Here is a 15,072-nt window from a genome sequence, read left to right on the forward strand (position 1 = left end):
CCCTGTAGGAGCGAGCTTGCTCGCGAAAAACGCCAAGTCACCGCGCTCCTTCAGGCAGTACGCATTATCGCTAACACTTTTCGCGAGCAAGCTCGCTCCTACAACAACGGATTGCCAACGATGGACCTGACCCCACGCGAAAAAGACAAACTGCTGATCTTCACCGCCGGCCTGGTGGCCGAACGACGCCTGGCCCGGGGGGTGAAGCTCAATTATCCGGAAGCCATGGCCTACATTTCCGCGGCGCTGCTCGAAGGCGCCCGCGACGGCCAGACCGTGGCCGAGCTGATGCACTACGGCACCACCCTGCTGACCCGCGAACAAGTGATGGAAGGCATCCCGGAGATGATTCCGGAAATCCAGGTGGAAGCGACCTTCCCCGACGGCACCAAGCTGGTCACCGTTCATCAACCGATTGCCTGAGGCCACGCCATGACGTATTCCATCCGCGATGCCGTGCATGCCGACCTGCCGGCGATCCGCGATATCTATAACGACGCCGTGCTTAACACCACGGCGATCTGGAACGAGCAGGCCGTGGACCTGGGCAATCGCCAGGCCTGGTTCAGCGCCCGCCAGGCCCAGGGTTATCCGGTGCTGGTGGCGGTCGACGCCGACGACAGCGTGCTCGGCTATGCCTCGTTCGGCGACTGGCGGCCCTTCGACGGTTTCCGCCATACCGTCGAGCACTCGGTCTATGTGCGCAACGACCAGCGCGGCAACGGCCTCGGCCCGCGCCTGATGCAAGCGCTGATCGAACGCGCCAGGAGCTGCGACAAGCACGTGATGGTCGCGGCCATCGAAAGCGGCAATGCCGCCTCGATCCGCCTGCACGAACGCCTGGGCTTCGTCACCACCGGACAGATGCCGCAAGTGGGCACCAAGTTCGGGCGCTGGCTGGACCTGACGTTCATGCAGCTGACCCTCGATCCGGGGGCGCTACCGCCCACTATCCACAAGGAGTGATACCCGATGAACGCTGCCCAACTGCGTCGAGTCCATGCGGAGAGCTTTGCCCACTATCGCCAGGGGTTGATTGATCTGTTGTTCGACGCCGTGGGCCACGGCGCTTCGGTGGGTTTCATGGCCGACCTCGACGAGGAACAGGCCCGCGCCTACGTCAACAGCGTCCAGGCCAGCGTGGCCGACGGTAGCCTGTTGCTGTGGGTGGTGGTGCAGGACGAACGGGTCCTGGCCAGCGTGCAACTGGCGCTGTGCCAGAAACCCAACGGCCTCAATCGCGCCGAAGTGCAGAAGCTCCAGGTGCGCCACGACGCCCGCCGCCGTGGCCTGGGCCAGCAATTGATGCACGCCGTGGAGCTCGCGGCGCGCCAGCACAAGCGCGGCCTGCTGTACCTGGACACCGAAGCCGGTTCGGACGCCGAAGCCTTCTACAGCGCCCTCGGCTACACCCGCGTCGGCGAACTGCCGAACTACTGCCAAAGCCCGGACGGCACCTACAGCCCGACCGCCATTTACTTCAAGACTCTGGGGCAACCCGTATGATTCCAGGCCAATACCAGATCCAGCCCGGCGACATCGAACTCAACGCCGGCCGCCGCACCCTCAGCCTGAGCGTCGCCAACAGCGGCGACCGGCCGATCCAGGTGGGCTCGCACTATCACTTTTTCGAAACCAACGACGCCCTGACCTTCGACCGCGCCGCCAGCCGAGGCATGCGCCTGAACATCCCGGCCGGCACCGCCGTGCGCTTCGAGCCGGGGCAGACCCGCGAGGTGGAACTGGTGGACCTGGCCGGGCATCGCCGGGTGTTCGGTTTCGCCGGGCGGGTCATGGGCGACCTTTGAGGTGCATTGCCTGTTCTGACGCCATCGCGGGCAAGCCTCGCTCCTACAAGGGAATGCGATCAAATGTAGGAGCGAGGCTTGCCCGCGAATAGCGAGCTACGCGAGCGGTCTCAAATCCAATTGAATCCCAAGGCAAGCACATGAAGATTTCAAGACAAGCCTACGCCGACATGTTCGGCCCCACCGTCGGCGACAAGGTACGCCTGGCCGATACCGAGCTGTGGATCGAAGTCGAGAAGGACTTCACCACCTACGGCGAAGAAGTGAAGTTCGGCGGCGGCAAGGTGATCCGTGACGGCATGGGCCAGGGCCAACTGCTGGCGGCCGAAGTGGTCGACACCCTGATCACCAACGCGCTGATCATCGATCACTGGGGCATCGTCAAGGCCGACGTCGGCCTCAAGGACGGGCGCATCGCCGCCATCGGCAAGGCCGGCAACCCGGACATCCAGCCCGACGTGACCATCGCCGTCGGCGCCAGCACCGAAGTCATCGCCGGCGAGGGCATGATCCTCACCGCCGGCGGCATCGACACCCATATCCACTTCATCTGCCCGCAGCAGATCGAAGAGGCGCTGATGAGCGGCGTCACCACCATGATCGGCGGCGGCACCGGGCCGGCCACCGGCACCAACGCCACCACCTGCACCTCCGGGCCCTGGCATATGGCGCGCATGCTCCAGGCGGCGGACTCGTTCCCGATGAACATCGGCTTCACCGGCAAGGGCAACGCCAGCCTGCCGGAGCCTCTGATCGAGCAGGTCAAGGCCGGGGCCATCGGCCTCAAGCTCCACGAAGACTGGGGCACCACCCCGGCCAGCATCGACAACTGCCTGAGCGTCGCCGACCAGTACGATGTGCAGGTGGCGATCCACACCGACACCCTCAACGAGTCGGGCTTCGTCGAAACCACCCTCGGCGCCTTCAAGGGCCGCACCATCCACACCTACCACACCGAAGGCGCCGGCGGCGGCCACGCCCCGGACATCATCAAGGCCTGCGGTTTCCCCAACGTGCTGCCGAGCTCGACCAACCCGACTCGGCCGTTCACCCGCAACACCATCGACGAACACCTGGACATGTTGATGGTCTGCCACCACCTCGACCCGAGCATCGCCGAGGACGTGGCCTTCGCCGAAAGCCGCATCCGCCGCGAAACCATCGCCGCCGAAGACATCCTCCACGACCTGGGCGCCTTCTCGATGATCAGCTCCGACAGCCAGGCCATGGGCCGGGTCGGCGAGGTCATCACCCGCACCTGGCAGACCGCCGACAAGATGCACCGCCAGCGCGGCCCGCTGCCGGGTGACGGTGCTGGCAACAGCAACTTTAGGGTCAAGCGCTACATCGCCAAATACACCATCAATCCGGCGATCACCCACGGCATCAGCCACGAAGTGGGCTCCATCGAAATCGGCAAATGGGCCGACCTGGTGCTCTGGCGTCCGGCGTTCTTCGGGGTCAAGCCGACGCTGATCCTCAAGGGCGGGGCCATCGCCGCCAGCCTGATGGGCGACGCCAACGCCTCGATCCCGACCCCGCAGCCGGTGCATTACCGGCCGATGTTCGCCAGTTACGGCGGCAGCCGGCACGCCACCAGCCTGACCTTTATCAGCCAGGCCGCGCTGGAGGCCGGGGTGCCGCAGCAACTGGGGCTGAAAAAGCAGATCGCGGTGGTCAAGGGTTGCCGCGACGTGCAAAAGACCGACCTGATCCACAACGACTACCTGCCGGATATCGAGGTCGACCCGCAGACCTATCAGGTCAAGGCCGACGGTGTGCTGCTATGGTGCGAGCCGGCGGACGTGTTGCCGATGGCCCAGCGCTACTTTCTGTTCTAGAAACCTGGATCCAACGGGCGCCCATGCGGGCCGCCCAACGGTCAGCAAAGCCGGACGTCTTGCCGTGTTGAACGGCTCAATCGCGGCTAGAATTCGACAGGCCGTTCTCACTCTTGCTGCCTGACAAGGTTCCCGGCCATGCGTCTACCCGACTTCATCGTGCAACACGTTGATCGAATCGTTGATGAGTGGGAGCAATTCGCCCGATCCATCGCCCCCGAAACCGACTCCCTGACCCGCCTGCAATTGCGCGACCATGCCAAGTCCATCCTGCTGGCCGCCGCTCGCGACATGCGCACCGCCCAGACCGCCAGCGAACAGGCGGCCAAGGCCAGGGGCGAAGGCCCGGAGAAGACCCCGAGCCTCGACGAGGCCGCCGCCAGCCATGGCGAATTGCGCCACAACGTCGGCTTCGACCTGGTACAGATGACCTCGGAATTCCGCCACCTGCGCGCCTGCGTGATCCGTCTCTGGGTCACCAGCCTGGAGTCGCCGCAGCTGGCCTATTTCCAGGACATGATCCGTTTCAACGAAGCCATCGACGAGGCGCTGGCCGAATCCACCACGGCCTATGCCGAGCAGGTCAACCGCTCGCGGGATATCTTCCTGGCGATTCTCGGCCACGACCTGCGCGCGCCCTTGCAGGCGGTGAGCATGTCCACCGAGATGCTGGCGCGCAAAGTCGCGCTGGACGCCGATGCGCTGGCCTATGTGTCGCGGATCAAGAGTGGCGCCAGGCACATGGCGGCGATGGTCGGCGACCTGCTGGAGTTCGTGCGCAGCCGCCTGGGCAGCAGCCTGCCCATCGAGCCGGCGCCCATGGACATGGCCAGTGCCATCAAGGCAGCCATGGACGAGGCCTGCGCCGGCCAGCCGGACTGCACACCGGCGCTGAACTTCCATGGCGACAGCCATGGCATCTGGGATCGCGGGCGTATCGAACAGATGCTGCAGAACCTGATCGGCAATGCCCTGCAGCATGGCAGCAACAGTCGCACCGTGACCCTGACCCTCACTGGCAGCGCCGAGCAGGTGCTGCTGACCATCCACAACTACGGCCCGCCGATTCCCAAGGAAGCCCTAGGCACCCTCTTCGATCCCCTGGTGCGCAGTGCCAACGAAGAGCTCGGCAGCCCTTCCACCAGCCTCGGCCTGGGCCTGTTCATCGTCAAGGAAGTGGTCACCGCCCACCAGGGCAGCATAGAGGTCAGCTCCAACGAGAGCGATGGCACCACCTTCACCGTGACCCTGCCACGAGTATCCCGCGCCGAATCGTTGTAGCCGCCAACACAGAACCCTGTAGCCGCTGCCCATGCTTCTGTAGGAGCGGCCGGCCGACGCGCCATTGCTCGCGATGGACGATGCCCGAGCCTTCCAACCGCTATAGAGACGAACGCACCGTAGCCGCTGCCGAGCCCGCGAGGCTGCGATCGAGGACGAAGTCCTCGCAAAGCCTGGGCATGGGGTGTGTCTGGAAGAACGGGTTGCCCGGTTTTGCGACCGCTTCGCGGCCGATCGCAGCCTCGCGGGCTCGGCAGCGGCTACAACATCACCACCCATGCCTCCGTAGGAGCGCGATGAACGATAACGCGCAGTCTCAGTCGGCGAGCAGGCGCCCCAGGCGCTGCTTGAGCATCTGGTTTTCCGTGCGCAACTCGCGGACTTCGTCGAGCAGTTCCAGCGCCAGGGCGACGCCTTCCCACTCCAGTTCCAGGTCGCGCCGCAACTTGGCGGCACGCTTGGCGACCGCCAGTTCATAGTCGGTGAAACGCCAGTCGCGGGGCGCCGCGCCATGGGGATCGAGGATCCCGTGCTCGACGATTTCCATCACATAGGCGGCCGGCAGATCGGCCACCTCGCAGAACTCTTCCATATCCAGCTGAACGATCAGGGTGCTCATGGTCAGCGACTCCTATGTTCCAGATCAGAATGGGTTGCGGATCAGAAATGCTCCCGCGGGTTGAAGGCGGCCTTCTTCGCCAGCTCCTGCCACAACGCCTTGACGTCGTCGCCGCAAGCCTTGGGCATCACGGCCTTGAGCTGCACGAACAGATAACCGCGATGCCCGGCCTTGTTCAGCAGGCCATGGCCCTTGGCGCGCATGCGCTGGCCGTTCTGGCTGCCGGCCGGCACCTTGAGGTTGATCTTGCCGGTCAGGGTCGGCACCGCGACCTCGGTCCCCAGCGCCAGCTCCCAAGGGGCCAGCGGCAGGGTGATGATCAGGTTCTCGCCCTCGATATCGAACTTCGGATGGGGCGCGAAACGAATGGTCAGGTACAGGTCGCCATTGGCCCCGCCGCCGACACCGGGCGCGCCCTGGCCCTTGAGGCGGATGCGCTCGCCGTCGGCGACGCCGGCCGGGATCTTCACGTTCAGGCTCTTGCTGGTGTTGCTGACATGCTGCCCGGCGGCGTTGTACTGCGGCACCTTGAAGCTGACCTTCTTCGACTCGGCCGACAGGGTTTCTTCCAGGAAGATCGGTAATTCCATTTCCACGTCTTGCCCCCTGCGCCCGGCGCTGCGCGATTGTCCACCGCCGAAACCCGGCCCGCGGTTGCCGAAGATCGAACTGAAGAAGTCCGAAAAATCCCCGCCATCGCCGAAGCCGCCCGCATCCGCGCGGCCTTTCCAGCCCGGTGGGCCCTGGAACGGCTGGCCGTGCTGGCCATAACGCCGCAGGTCGTCGTATTCGGCCCGCTTGTCCGCGCTTTTCAGCGCTTCATAGGCTTCCGACGCGTCCTTGAACTTGGCTTCGGCGTCTTTTTCCTTGCTGACATCGGGGTGGTATTTGCGCGCCAGCTTGCGATAGGCGGCCTTGATCGCCTTGTCGTCCGCCGTCGGCTCCACCCCGAGAATCTTGTAATAGTCTTTGAAGTCCATCTAAGGATCACCATCCGTTATCAATGTGGCGCGGCGGGACGTACAGCATGCACTCTTGAGCAGCGTCAAGGCTGATCGATCTCAATACTGTGACTCACGCGGCGCAGCAGAAGTTTATCGGCAGCTGGCAGCGGTTCTTGCGACCGCCCGATGGCTGCCCGGCCCATGCCTGCAAGTTTGGGGTAAAGAATAGTCTTTCAAGGCTTGCGGGTTTCGATTTAGCGGATAGTCGGCCTTCGATTCTGCGAACGACTGGCATACACTGCGCGGCCGTTTTTTCCAACCGGAACTCGAAAGACATGAAAAACGCATCTGCGGCCCGTGCCTGCGGTATCGACTTCGGCACGTCCAACTCCACGGTCGGCTGGCTGCGCCCCGGCATGGAAACGCTGATTGCGCTGGAAGACGACAAGATCACCCTGCCGTCGGTGGTCTTCTTCAACATCGAAGAACGCCGTCCGGTGTATGGCCGCCTGGCGCTGCACGAGTACCTGGAGGGCTACGAAGGCCGGCTGATGCGCTCGCTGAAGAGCCTGCTGGGCTCCAAGCTGATCAAGCACGACACCAGCGTGCTGGGCACGGCGATGCCGTTCAAGGACCTGCTGGGCCTGTTCATCGGCCAGCTCAAGAGCCGCGCCGAAGCTGCCGCCGGCCGGGAGTTCGAGGAAGTGGTACTGGGCCGCCCGGTGTTTTTCGTCGATGACGATGCCGCCGCCGACCAGGAGGCCCAGGACACCCTGGTGGAAGTGGCGCGCAAGCTGGGCTTCAAAGAAGTCTCCTTCCAGTACGAGCCGATCGCCGCGGCCTTCGACTACGAGTCAACCATCGAACGCGAAGAGCTGGTGCTGATCGTCGACATCGGCGGTGGTACTTCCGACTTCTCCCTGGTGCGCCTGTCGCCCGAGCGCCGTGGCCTGGACAACCGCCACGAGGACATCCTCGCCACCGGCGGCGTACACATCGGCGGGACCGATTTCGACAAGCAGTTGAGCCTCCAGGGCCTGATGCCGCTGTTCGGCTACGGCAGCCGGATGAAGAGCGGCGCCTACATGCCCACCAGCACCCACATGAACCTGGCGACCTGGCACACCATCAACTCGGTGTACTCGCAGAAGTCCCAGCTGGCCCTGGGCAGCATGCGCTACGACATCGAAGACACCGGCGGCATCGACCGCCTGTTCAAGCTGATCGAGCAGCGCGCCGGACACTGGCTGGCGATGGAGGTGGAAGAGACCAAGATCCAGCTGACCCACGCCGACAACCGCGTGGTGCCCCTGGACCGTATCGAGGCGGGCCTGAGCGTGGACTTGAGCCGGGCGCTGTTCGAGTCGTCCATCGACAGCCTGCTGGAGCGCATCCGCGGCAGCGTCACGCAACTGCTGGGCGATGCCAATGTCGGCGTCGGCCAGGTCGATACGGTGTTCTTCACCGGCGGCTCCAGCGGCATCCCGGCCCTGCGCCAGAGCGTCGCGGACATGCTGCCCAACGCACGCCACGTCGAAGGCAACATCTTCGGCAGCATCGGCAGCGGCCTGGCCATCGAAGCGAAAAAACGCTACGGCTAAACGCCCCCCTGTAGCCGCTGCCGCAGGCTGCGATAAGGTCCGCAGGACCTTCAGCGATTTTGAGATCGCTACGGCCTTCGGCCGATCGCAGCCTTCGGCAGCGGCTACAGGGATAGCGTCAGCTCAAACCAACCCCGCCTGCTTCAATTCACTCTTCAGGTAGGCGTAATAGATCGGCCCGGCCACCACCCCCGGCAGGCCGAACGCCGCCTCGAACACCAGCATCGCCAACAGCAATTCCCAGGACTTGGCACTGATCTGCCCGCCGACGATCCGCGCGTTGAGGAAGTATTCCAGCTTGTGGATAAAGATCAGGTAGCCCAGCGCCGCCGCGGCCACCCAGATCGACAGCGACATGCCGACGATGGTGATCAGGGTGTTGGAGATCAGGTTGCCGATCACCGGCAACAGCCCCAAGAGGAAGGTCAGCACGATCAGGGTCTTGGTCAGCGGCAGCTTGACGCCGAACATCGGCAGGATCAGCGCGAGGAAGATCCCGGTGAAGAAGGTGTTGAGCAGGGAAATCTTGATCTGCGCGAACACGATGTTGCGAAAGGCCTGGACCAGCAGGTGCAGGCGGTCGAACAGCGCGGCCGCCAGCGGCTTGCGCTTGGTCAGGTCGGGCACGCGCTGCAAGGCGATGATCGCCCCCAGCACCATGCCGATCAACAAGGTCACGAACATGTGCGCCGCGTCCTTGCCCACCAGTTGCAGCTCGCTCAGGTGCTTGCTGGCCCAGGCGCCGATGGCCACCTGGAACTCCGCCGCGCTGGCCGGCAGATAGGAGTCGAGGAACGGCGGCAACTGGCCGCGCGCCTTGTCCACCACCGCCATGAATTTGTCCAGGGAAGCCCCCGGATTTTCCGCTTCGTGCAGCAGGAAGCTGATGGCGCCGGCGAACAGCAGCGTCAGCACGCTGACCACCAGGGTGCCGAGCAGGGCCACCGCCAACCAGCGCGCCCGCCGACCTTCGATCAGCCGTTGCAATTGCGGGGTGAGCATGTTGACCAGTTCGAACACCAGCAGGCCCGCCAGCAGGCTCGGTAATAGCCGCAACGGGATTACCAGCAGCAGGCCGCCGAAGATGATCACCCAACTGAACAACAACAGATGACGCTGAGAAAACGTTGGCATACAGCCTCAAACAAACAGCGTGAAAGGATTGGCAGTCTGCCAGCGTTGCACTGACGATGCGAGGCCGACAGGCGCGGGTTTGCTGGCGATCAACGATACAGAGTGTGTCAGGCAAACTGCCGCGACCGGATCGTGAACAAGCTCGCGCCTGCGAGGGAAAAGGTTATTGCTTCTTCAGGCAGGTGCTCATGAAGGTCTTGCGCTCGTCGCCCTTGAGGGCTTTGGCGGTGGCGTCGGCGTTGCAGGTCTTCATCCGTTCCTGCGGGGTGGACGGGGTTGCCGCAGCAGCCGGGGTGGCTTTCAGGCAGGTGCTCATAAAGGCTTTGCGTTCATCGCCCTTGAGGGCTTTGGCGGTGGCGTCGGCGTTGCACGTGGTCATCTTGTTCTGCTGGGCGGTGGCGGCAAATCCTTGGGAACAGAGCAGCAGGCCAACCATCAACAAAGGGATACGCAGCATCTTCATGGAGTTTTCTCCTTGTTACCGCACCGACGGGCGCGGCCTCCAGCGCAGTGTAGACAAACCCTGTTACAGGTTCACCTGTTCTGTAGGCTGGTGCGCCGGTACTGCTCGGGCGTGCAGCCGGCCTGGCGCTGGAACATCGCGATAAACGCCGAGGCGCTGCTGTAGCCCATGTCGAACGCCACCTCCTGGACACTGCGCGCACTGTCCAGCGCCTCGATGGACGCCAGGAAGCGCAGGCGCTGGCGCCACTCGCCAAAACTCATGCCCAGCTCGCGCACGAATTGCCGGGCCAGGGTGCGTTCGCTGACATGGATCTGCCGCGCCCAATCGGCCAGCGCGCGGTTATCCCCCGGGGCGGCCTGCAATGCCTCCAGCACGCCGAGCAAGGCCGGGCTGCTGGCATAAGGCAGGTAACCGTCATGCACCGGCGCCTGCTGCAACTGGTCGAGCATTACCTGGGCCAGGCGGCTGTCCGTTTCCTGCTCGGGGATCTGTACGTCGCGCGCGGCGAAGTCCTTGAGGATCGCCTTGAGAATGTCGCTGATGGCCAGGGTGCAGGCCTGCTGCGGCAGCACCCGGCACAGCTCCGGGACCAGGCACACGGCGCGGTATACGATCGGCTGCGGGCTGTAGAAGCTGTGCTCGGTGTCCGGCGGAATCCAGATGGCGTACTGCGGCGGCGACATGAAGCGCTGGCCGGCGATCTCCATGTGCATCACGCCGTGGGCCGAATACTCCAGGCAGCCCCAGGGATGACGATGCTCCAGCGCATGGCTGTGGGCGTCGAAATCGGCGTAGCGGAAGTACACCGGGGCCGGCAGACCGCTGAAGGGCAGCAGGTCGATGTGTTTTTTGCTCATGCTGTCCGGATTCAAGGGTGGGTTGTCTGGATCGAAGTATAGGCTTTGATCCAGACAGAGGGATAATCACCCTTCATCAACGTTCTGGTTTTTCCTCATGCAATACGCTTATCCGTTACTGGCCGTCTTTATCTGGGCCGGCAATACCGTCATCAACAAGCTGGCGGTCGGGGCGATCTTCCCCGCGGAGATCGGTTTCTATCGCTGGCTGCTGGCCGGCCTGCTGTTCACACCGTTCATGCTCAAGGCGGTGGTCGCCCACTGGGCGGTGATCCGCCCGAACCTGGGCAAGATCTTCATCCTCGGCGTGCTGGGCATGGCGGTGTACCAGAGCCTGGCGTACTTCGCCGCGACACTGACCTCGGCCACCAACATGGGCATCATTCTTTCGCTGATGCCGCTGATGTCGCTGGCCATGGCGATCGCCAGCCTCGGCCAGCGCCTGACGGCCGGTGCCCTGGTCGGTGCGGTGCTGTCGTTTGCCGGGGTGCTGGTGGTGGTGTCGTCCGGCAGCCTCGAGGTGCTGCTGGAACACGGCGTGAACCTGGGCGACGCGATGATGCTGATCGCCACCCTGGCCTACGCGATCTACAGCACCCTGCTGAAAAAATGGCAGCTGCGCCTGCCGCCGCTGGTGCTGCTGTACCTGCAGGTGCTGGTGGCCGTGGTGGTGCTGTTTCCGCTGTTCTTGGCCTCGCCGAAAACCGGCCTGACCCTGCACAACATTCCCCTGGTGCTCTACGCCTGCCTGCTGGCCTCGATGCTCGCGCCGCTGGCCTGGATGCAGGCCGTGGTGCGCCTGGGGCCGAGCCGCACCACGCTGTTCTTCAATCTGCTGCCGCTGATTACCGCGCTGATCGCCGCCGTGGTGCTGCATGAACAGCTGGCGCTGTATCACCTGGTGGGTGGGATGCTGACCCTGGGCGGGGTGATCCTGTCGGAACGCTGGACCACGGTGCTGGGGCGCAAGGTCAGCGTCGCCTGACAGATCGTCATCGCGAGCAAGCTCGCTCCTACAGGGGATGGCTCGATCCTGTAGGAGCGAGCTTGCTCGCGATAAATCTCAAAACCGCCACATCCCTCCCTGGCTATACCCCCGCTGCTTTCAACCGCTGCGCATGCTCGACGAACAGCCGGATCGGCTCCGCGCCCCGGCCCACCAGCCCCAGGGACTGGTTGACGATATCGAAATGATCCAGGGGGTAATCGTCGCCAATCACCGTGCCCAGGTGCGAGCTGTAGCGGCCGACCATGCCATCGCACTGCCCGGCTTCGCGGACGAAGGTCCTGGCGAACAGCCGGCAGCTGCGATTGGTGCCGTCGAACAGGTTGCGCCCGCGATTGGTCTTGCCCGGCTGCAAGGTGCCGGACCAGGAGTAGTAACGCACCCCGTTGACCTCTTCCGGCCCCTGCCCGCCCCAGGTTTCCGGCAGGCCCTGGGGATACTGGCGGTTGAACAGCGCCACGCCCTCGCTGGTCAGCGAGCGGTGCGAAGCATGGATATCCGCCGGCAGCTTCGGCCCGCGATAGCCGGTGTCCAGCCAGCACATCAACACGGCAATCACCCGCAGGATAAAACTCAGCACCCGCCCGCGCAGGGTGTCGATGGAATGGTGGCGTTCGATGTAGTCGGCCAGCTCCGAGCCATGATTGGGCCCGGCGACCGAGGTCACCGAGGCCACCCAGTCCGGGCGTTTGGCCGCGGCATAGCGGGCGGTGAGCGCCCCCTGGCTGTGGCCGATCAGGTTGACCTTGTCGGCGCCGGTTTCGCGGCGGATCTCCTCGATCCGCGCCAGCAACTGCTCGCCGCGCACCTCAGTGCTATGCAGCGGCGAAACCTGCACCGCAATCACCGTGGCCCCGCCGCGGCGCAACGCCGACTCGATGCCGAACCAGTAGGAGTACAGCACCAGCCGGATAAACCCCAGCATGCCGGGGACCAGGACCAGCGGGTAACGCGTGGCAAGCTCTTGGGACATGGGAACATCCTTGTGATCGGACTTGTATCAGGGACCGCGGCGCCCGAGGCTGGATGTCGGCAGCAGCCAAGAGCATCGACAGCCAAGATGACAGCTTCACGACCACTGTATGACATTCCCCCGAGACTAACGCGAGCAAGCTCGCTACAGGGGATTGGCAATAAATGGATCGCCCCGGGTCTGTAGGAGCGAAGCTTGCTCGCGATAGCTCCGGTTCAGGCAATGGATTTCTTCCAGTAGAACTGAAGCGGGTTTGGGGCTGCTGCGCAGCCCATCGCGAGCAAGCTTCGCTCCTACAAGGGATAGGCTATTTCAACCCCACCACCCCGGCCACGATCAGCCCCACCGACACCAGCTTGACCAGCGTCAGGCTCTCCCCCAGCAAGGCAAAACCGAGGAACACCGTGCCCAGGGAACCGATGGCGGTCCAGATCGGGTAGGCGATGCTCACCGGCAGCTCACGCATCGCCAGGGTCAGGAAGTAGATGCCGCCCAGCGCGGCCACCACCGTCAGCAGCGACGGCCATAGCCGGGTGAAACCCTCGGCGTACTTCATGCCCATGGCGAAGGTGACTTCGAAGGCGGCGGCGATCAGCAAGAACAGCCAGGCCATGTCGCCTCCTCAGAAGGTCCGTGCCAGCGCCAGCAGGCGTTGCTCGGCTTCGGCGCAGGACACCTGGAACGTGCGCTCGGCCGACTCCTCGCCTTCGGCCGCGACCACCGTGACGTCCTCGATGCCGATAAAGCCCAGCGCGGTACGCAACCACGGATCGGCGTGGTTCATGGCTTCCAGCTCGCCACCCGGACCAAAGCCGAAGCCGCCGCGACTGGTGACGATCAGCGCTTTCTTGCCCCGCACCAGCGGCTCGTACTGGGCGATGCCATTGTCCTGCACGGTATTGAAGGTCAGGCCCAGGCGCACGATCTGGTCGACCCAGGCCTTGAGGCCGCTGGGTACGCTGAAGTTGTACATCGGCGCCGAGATCACCAGCAGCTCATGCTCCAGCAACTCGCTCACCAACTCGTCGCTCAGGGCCAGGTCGGCCTGCATCGACAAGGGCCGCGCCTGCGGCTCGGGATAAAACGCCGCGGCGACGAAGGCCTCGCTGACATGGGGCAGCGAAGCGCGGCCGACTTCCCGACGGGTCAGTTGGCCCTGGGGATGGGCCTCGAGCCAGGCCTGGAGAAAGCGTTCCGTCAGCCGCCGCGAATGGGAGCGTTCGCCACGGGGGCTGCCATGTACTGCTAGAATTCTGCTCATCTGTCATTCCTCATCCTGGATCATTCTGGAAGACCGTAAAAAGCCTTCCTGGGCGGGAATAAAGCTATTGATGCCGGCCCCATGGAACAAATGAGCAATAGTTGATCAGGATGAATCCATTTCACCCATAAGGTGCCCCTGTATGTTTGCCAACCTGCCGCTGACCGCTTTGCGCGCCTTCGAATCGGCATCCCGGCTCTTGAGTTTCAAGGCCGCTGCCGAGGAGCTGTCGGTCACGCCCACGGCGATTTCCCACCAGATCCGCTCCCTGGAAAGCTGGCTGGGCGTGCCGCTGTTCCAGCGCCTGCCACGCCAGGTGCGCCTGACCGAATGCGGCGAGCGCCTGTTCCACAGCCTGCACGGCGCCTTGCTGGAAGTGGCGCAGAGCGTCGACAGCCTGCGCCCGCAACGCAGCGGCGCGAACCTGATGATCTCCACCACGCCAGCCTTCGCCGCGCTGTGGCTGGTGCCGCGCCTGGGGCGTTTTTATGCCCGGCACCCGAACATCAACCTGCGCCTGGACACCAATTGCGAGGTCATCGACCTGCAGCAGGACGCGAGCGTCGACCTGGTGATCCGCTACAGCCTGGACGACTACCCGAACCTCTATGGGCTGTGCCTGTTCGACGAGTGCTTCGCGGTCTACGGCTCGCCGGAGCAGGTGGCCCTGGCCCGCGAGCAAACGCCGACGCTGATCAGCGTGCGCTGGCACAACTCCAAGCTCTATGCCCATGGCTGGGAGGCCTGGTGCGACAAGGCGCAGGAAAGCTGGATGCGGGATCGCCCGGTGTTTCGCGAATACGACGAGGAGCACTACGCCCTGCAAGCAGCCATTGCCGGCCAGGGCCTGGTGCTGGCCAGCAATATCCTGGTGTCGGAGAGCGTGACCAGCGGCCTGCTGGTGCCGTATCGCCCGGAGATACATGTCGACGGCGCAGGCTACAGCGCCTTGTGCGTGCCCGGGCGCGAACGGCATCCGCCGGTGCGGGCGTTTTTCCAGTGGTTGCGCGAAGAGGCCCAGGCGGCCGGGCATCCGATGCTCACCGCCGGCTGAGGCCCTTGAACAGGTAGGAGCGAGGCTTGCCCGCGACCCAGGCACCGCGAAGTGCCTGTAGTACCGCGTTATCGTTCATCGCGAGCAAGCTTCGCTCCTACACTGGATGCGTGGGGCCATCCTCCCCGTAGGAGCGAGGCTTGCCCGCGATTCAGACGCCGCGGAGCGCCTGTAGTACCGCGTTATCGTTCATCGCGAGCAAGCTTCGCTCCTACACTGGATGCGTG

17 protein-coding genes are annotated in these 15,072 nt (G+C 64.2%); 9 read left to right on the plus strand and 8 right to left on the minus strand.

Annotation, left to right across the window (positions count from 1 at the left end):
• Positions 1 to 120 precede the first annotated feature (120 nt).
• The 6 genes from ureA (at position 121) to PVZ80_RS08690 (ending at position 4,930) form a co-directional block, all read left to right on the plus strand.
• Positions 121 to 423: an urease subunit gamma gene (ureA, locus tag PVZ80_RS08665; RefSeq protein WP_007927275.1), complete on the plus strand. Its 303-nt coding sequence runs from the start codon at positions 121 to 123 to the stop codon at positions 421 to 423.
• A gap of 9 nt (positions 424 to 432) precedes the next feature.
• The gene (locus tag PVZ80_RS08670) at positions 433 to 966 is read left to right on the plus strand and encodes a GNAT family N-acetyltransferase (RefSeq protein WP_053268113.1); all 534 of its coding nucleotides are present in this window, start codon (positions 433 to 435) and stop codon (positions 964 to 966) included.
• 6 nt (positions 967 to 972) lie between these two features.
• Positions 973 to 1,506 (plus strand): GNAT family N-acetyltransferase, encoded by a 534-nt coding sequence (locus PVZ80_RS08675; RefSeq protein ID WP_081362813.1) that lies wholly within the window; start codon positions 973 to 975, stop codon positions 1,504 to 1,506.
• Positions 1,503 to 1,808: an urease subunit beta gene (locus PVZ80_RS08680; RefSeq protein WP_009046740.1), complete on the plus strand. Its 306-nt coding sequence runs from the start codon at positions 1,503 to 1,505 to the stop codon at positions 1,806 to 1,808. The genes PVZ80_RS08675 and PVZ80_RS08680 overlap by 4 nt, the downstream gene beginning before the upstream one ends.
• A gap of 140 nt (positions 1,809 to 1,948) precedes the next feature.
• Positions 1,949 to 3,649, plus strand: a complete 1,701-nt coding sequence (ureC, locus tag PVZ80_RS08685; protein ID WP_009046739.1) for an urease subunit alpha — start codon at positions 1,949 to 1,951, stop codon at positions 3,647 to 3,649.
• A gap of 138 nt (positions 3,650 to 3,787) precedes the next feature.
• Positions 3,788 to 4,930: a sensor histidine kinase gene (locus PVZ80_RS08690; RefSeq protein ID WP_273863690.1), complete on the plus strand. Its 1,143-nt coding sequence runs from the start codon at positions 3,788 to 3,790 to the stop codon at positions 4,928 to 4,930.
• Between the two features lie 316 nt (positions 4,931 to 5,246).
• Here PVZ80_RS08690 and PVZ80_RS08695 read toward each other — a convergent pair whose 3' ends face one another.
• Together PVZ80_RS08695 and PVZ80_RS08700 are read right to left on the minus strand one after the other, a co-directional pair.
• Positions 5,247 to 5,549: a chaperone modulator CbpM gene (locus PVZ80_RS08695; RefSeq protein ID WP_009046737.1), complete on the minus strand. Its 303-nt coding sequence runs from the start codon at positions 5,547 to 5,549 to the stop codon at positions 5,247 to 5,249.
• A gap of 41 nt (positions 5,550 to 5,590) precedes the next feature.
• The gene (locus PVZ80_RS08700) at positions 5,591 to 6,529 is read right to left on the minus strand and encodes a DnaJ C-terminal domain-containing protein (RefSeq protein WP_009046736.1); all 939 of its coding nucleotides are present in this window, start codon (positions 6,527 to 6,529) and stop codon (positions 5,591 to 5,593) included.
• Between the two features lie 299 nt (positions 6,530 to 6,828).
• Between PVZ80_RS08700 and PVZ80_RS08705 the strand changes: the two genes are divergently transcribed.
• Positions 6,829 to 8,094 carry an Hsp70 family protein gene (locus PVZ80_RS08705; protein ID WP_009041945.1) on the plus strand — a complete coding sequence of 422 codons (1,266 nt, stop codon included), beginning with the start codon at positions 6,829 to 6,831 and terminating at the stop codon, positions 8,092 to 8,094.
• Between the two features lie 123 nt (positions 8,095 to 8,217).
• On the opposite strand, the gene PVZ80_RS08710 is transcribed toward PVZ80_RS08705, so the two are convergent.
• The 3 genes from PVZ80_RS08710 to PVZ80_RS08720 all read right to left on the minus strand — a co-directional run bounded on the left by PVZ80_RS08710 (position 8,218) and on the right by PVZ80_RS08720 (position 10,551).
• Positions 8,218 to 9,228, minus strand: coding sequence for an AI-2E family transporter (locus PVZ80_RS08710; protein WP_009046734.1), 1,011 nt, complete (start codon positions 9,226 to 9,228; stop codon positions 8,218 to 8,220).
• A 163-nt stretch (positions 9,229 to 9,391) separates the two neighbouring features.
• Positions 9,392 to 9,691 (minus strand): PsiF family protein, encoded by a 300-nt coding sequence (locus PVZ80_RS08715; protein ID WP_009046733.1) that lies wholly within the window; start codon positions 9,689 to 9,691, stop codon positions 9,392 to 9,394.
• Between the two features lie 71 nt (positions 9,692 to 9,762).
• Positions 9,763 to 10,551, minus strand: coding sequence for an AraC family transcriptional regulator (locus PVZ80_RS08720; RefSeq protein WP_016704103.1), 789 nt, complete (start codon positions 10,549 to 10,551; stop codon positions 9,763 to 9,765).
• A 97-nt stretch (positions 10,552 to 10,648) separates the two neighbouring features.
• Between PVZ80_RS08720 and PVZ80_RS08725 the strand changes: the two genes are divergently transcribed.
• Positions 10,649 to 11,536, plus strand: a complete 888-nt coding sequence (locus PVZ80_RS08725) for a DMT family transporter (protein ID WP_009046731.1) — start codon at positions 10,649 to 10,651, stop codon at positions 11,534 to 11,536.
• Between the two features lie 103 nt (positions 11,537 to 11,639).
• On the opposite strand, the gene PVZ80_RS08730 is transcribed toward PVZ80_RS08725, so the two are convergent.
• The 3 genes from PVZ80_RS08730 to PVZ80_RS08740 all read right to left on the minus strand — a co-directional run bounded on the left by PVZ80_RS08730 (position 11,640) and on the right by PVZ80_RS08740 (position 13,791).
• Positions 11,640 to 12,530 (minus strand): esterase/lipase family protein, encoded by an 891-nt coding sequence (locus tag PVZ80_RS08730; RefSeq protein ID WP_124307550.1) that lies wholly within the window; start codon positions 12,528 to 12,530, stop codon positions 11,640 to 11,642.
• Between the two features lie 307 nt (positions 12,531 to 12,837).
• Positions 12,838 to 13,143 (minus strand): DMT family transporter, encoded by a 306-nt coding sequence (locus PVZ80_RS08735; protein ID WP_009046729.1) that lies wholly within the window; start codon positions 13,141 to 13,143, stop codon positions 12,838 to 12,840.
• Positions 13,144 to 13,152: 9 nt separating this feature from the next.
• On the minus strand, positions 13,153 to 13,791 hold the full coding sequence (locus PVZ80_RS08740) for an FMN-dependent NADH-azoreductase (RefSeq protein ID WP_028683720.1): 639 nt from the start codon (positions 13,789 to 13,791) through the stop codon (positions 13,153 to 13,155).
• A gap of 142 nt (positions 13,792 to 13,933) precedes the next feature.
• Here PVZ80_RS08740 and PVZ80_RS08745 point away from each other — a divergent pair, with 142 nt between their 5' ends.
• Positions 13,934 to 14,845 (plus strand): LysR substrate-binding domain-containing protein, encoded by a 912-nt coding sequence (locus tag PVZ80_RS08745; protein WP_028683721.1) that lies wholly within the window; start codon positions 13,934 to 13,936, stop codon positions 14,843 to 14,845.
• Positions 14,846 to 15,072 lie beyond the last annotated feature (227 nt).

It is taken from the genome of Pseudomonas sp. B3G-3, assembly GCF_028640915.1.
GTDB lineage: Bacteria > Pseudomonadota > Gammaproteobacteria > Pseudomonadales > Pseudomonadaceae > Aquipseudomonas > Aquipseudomonas chlororaphis_I.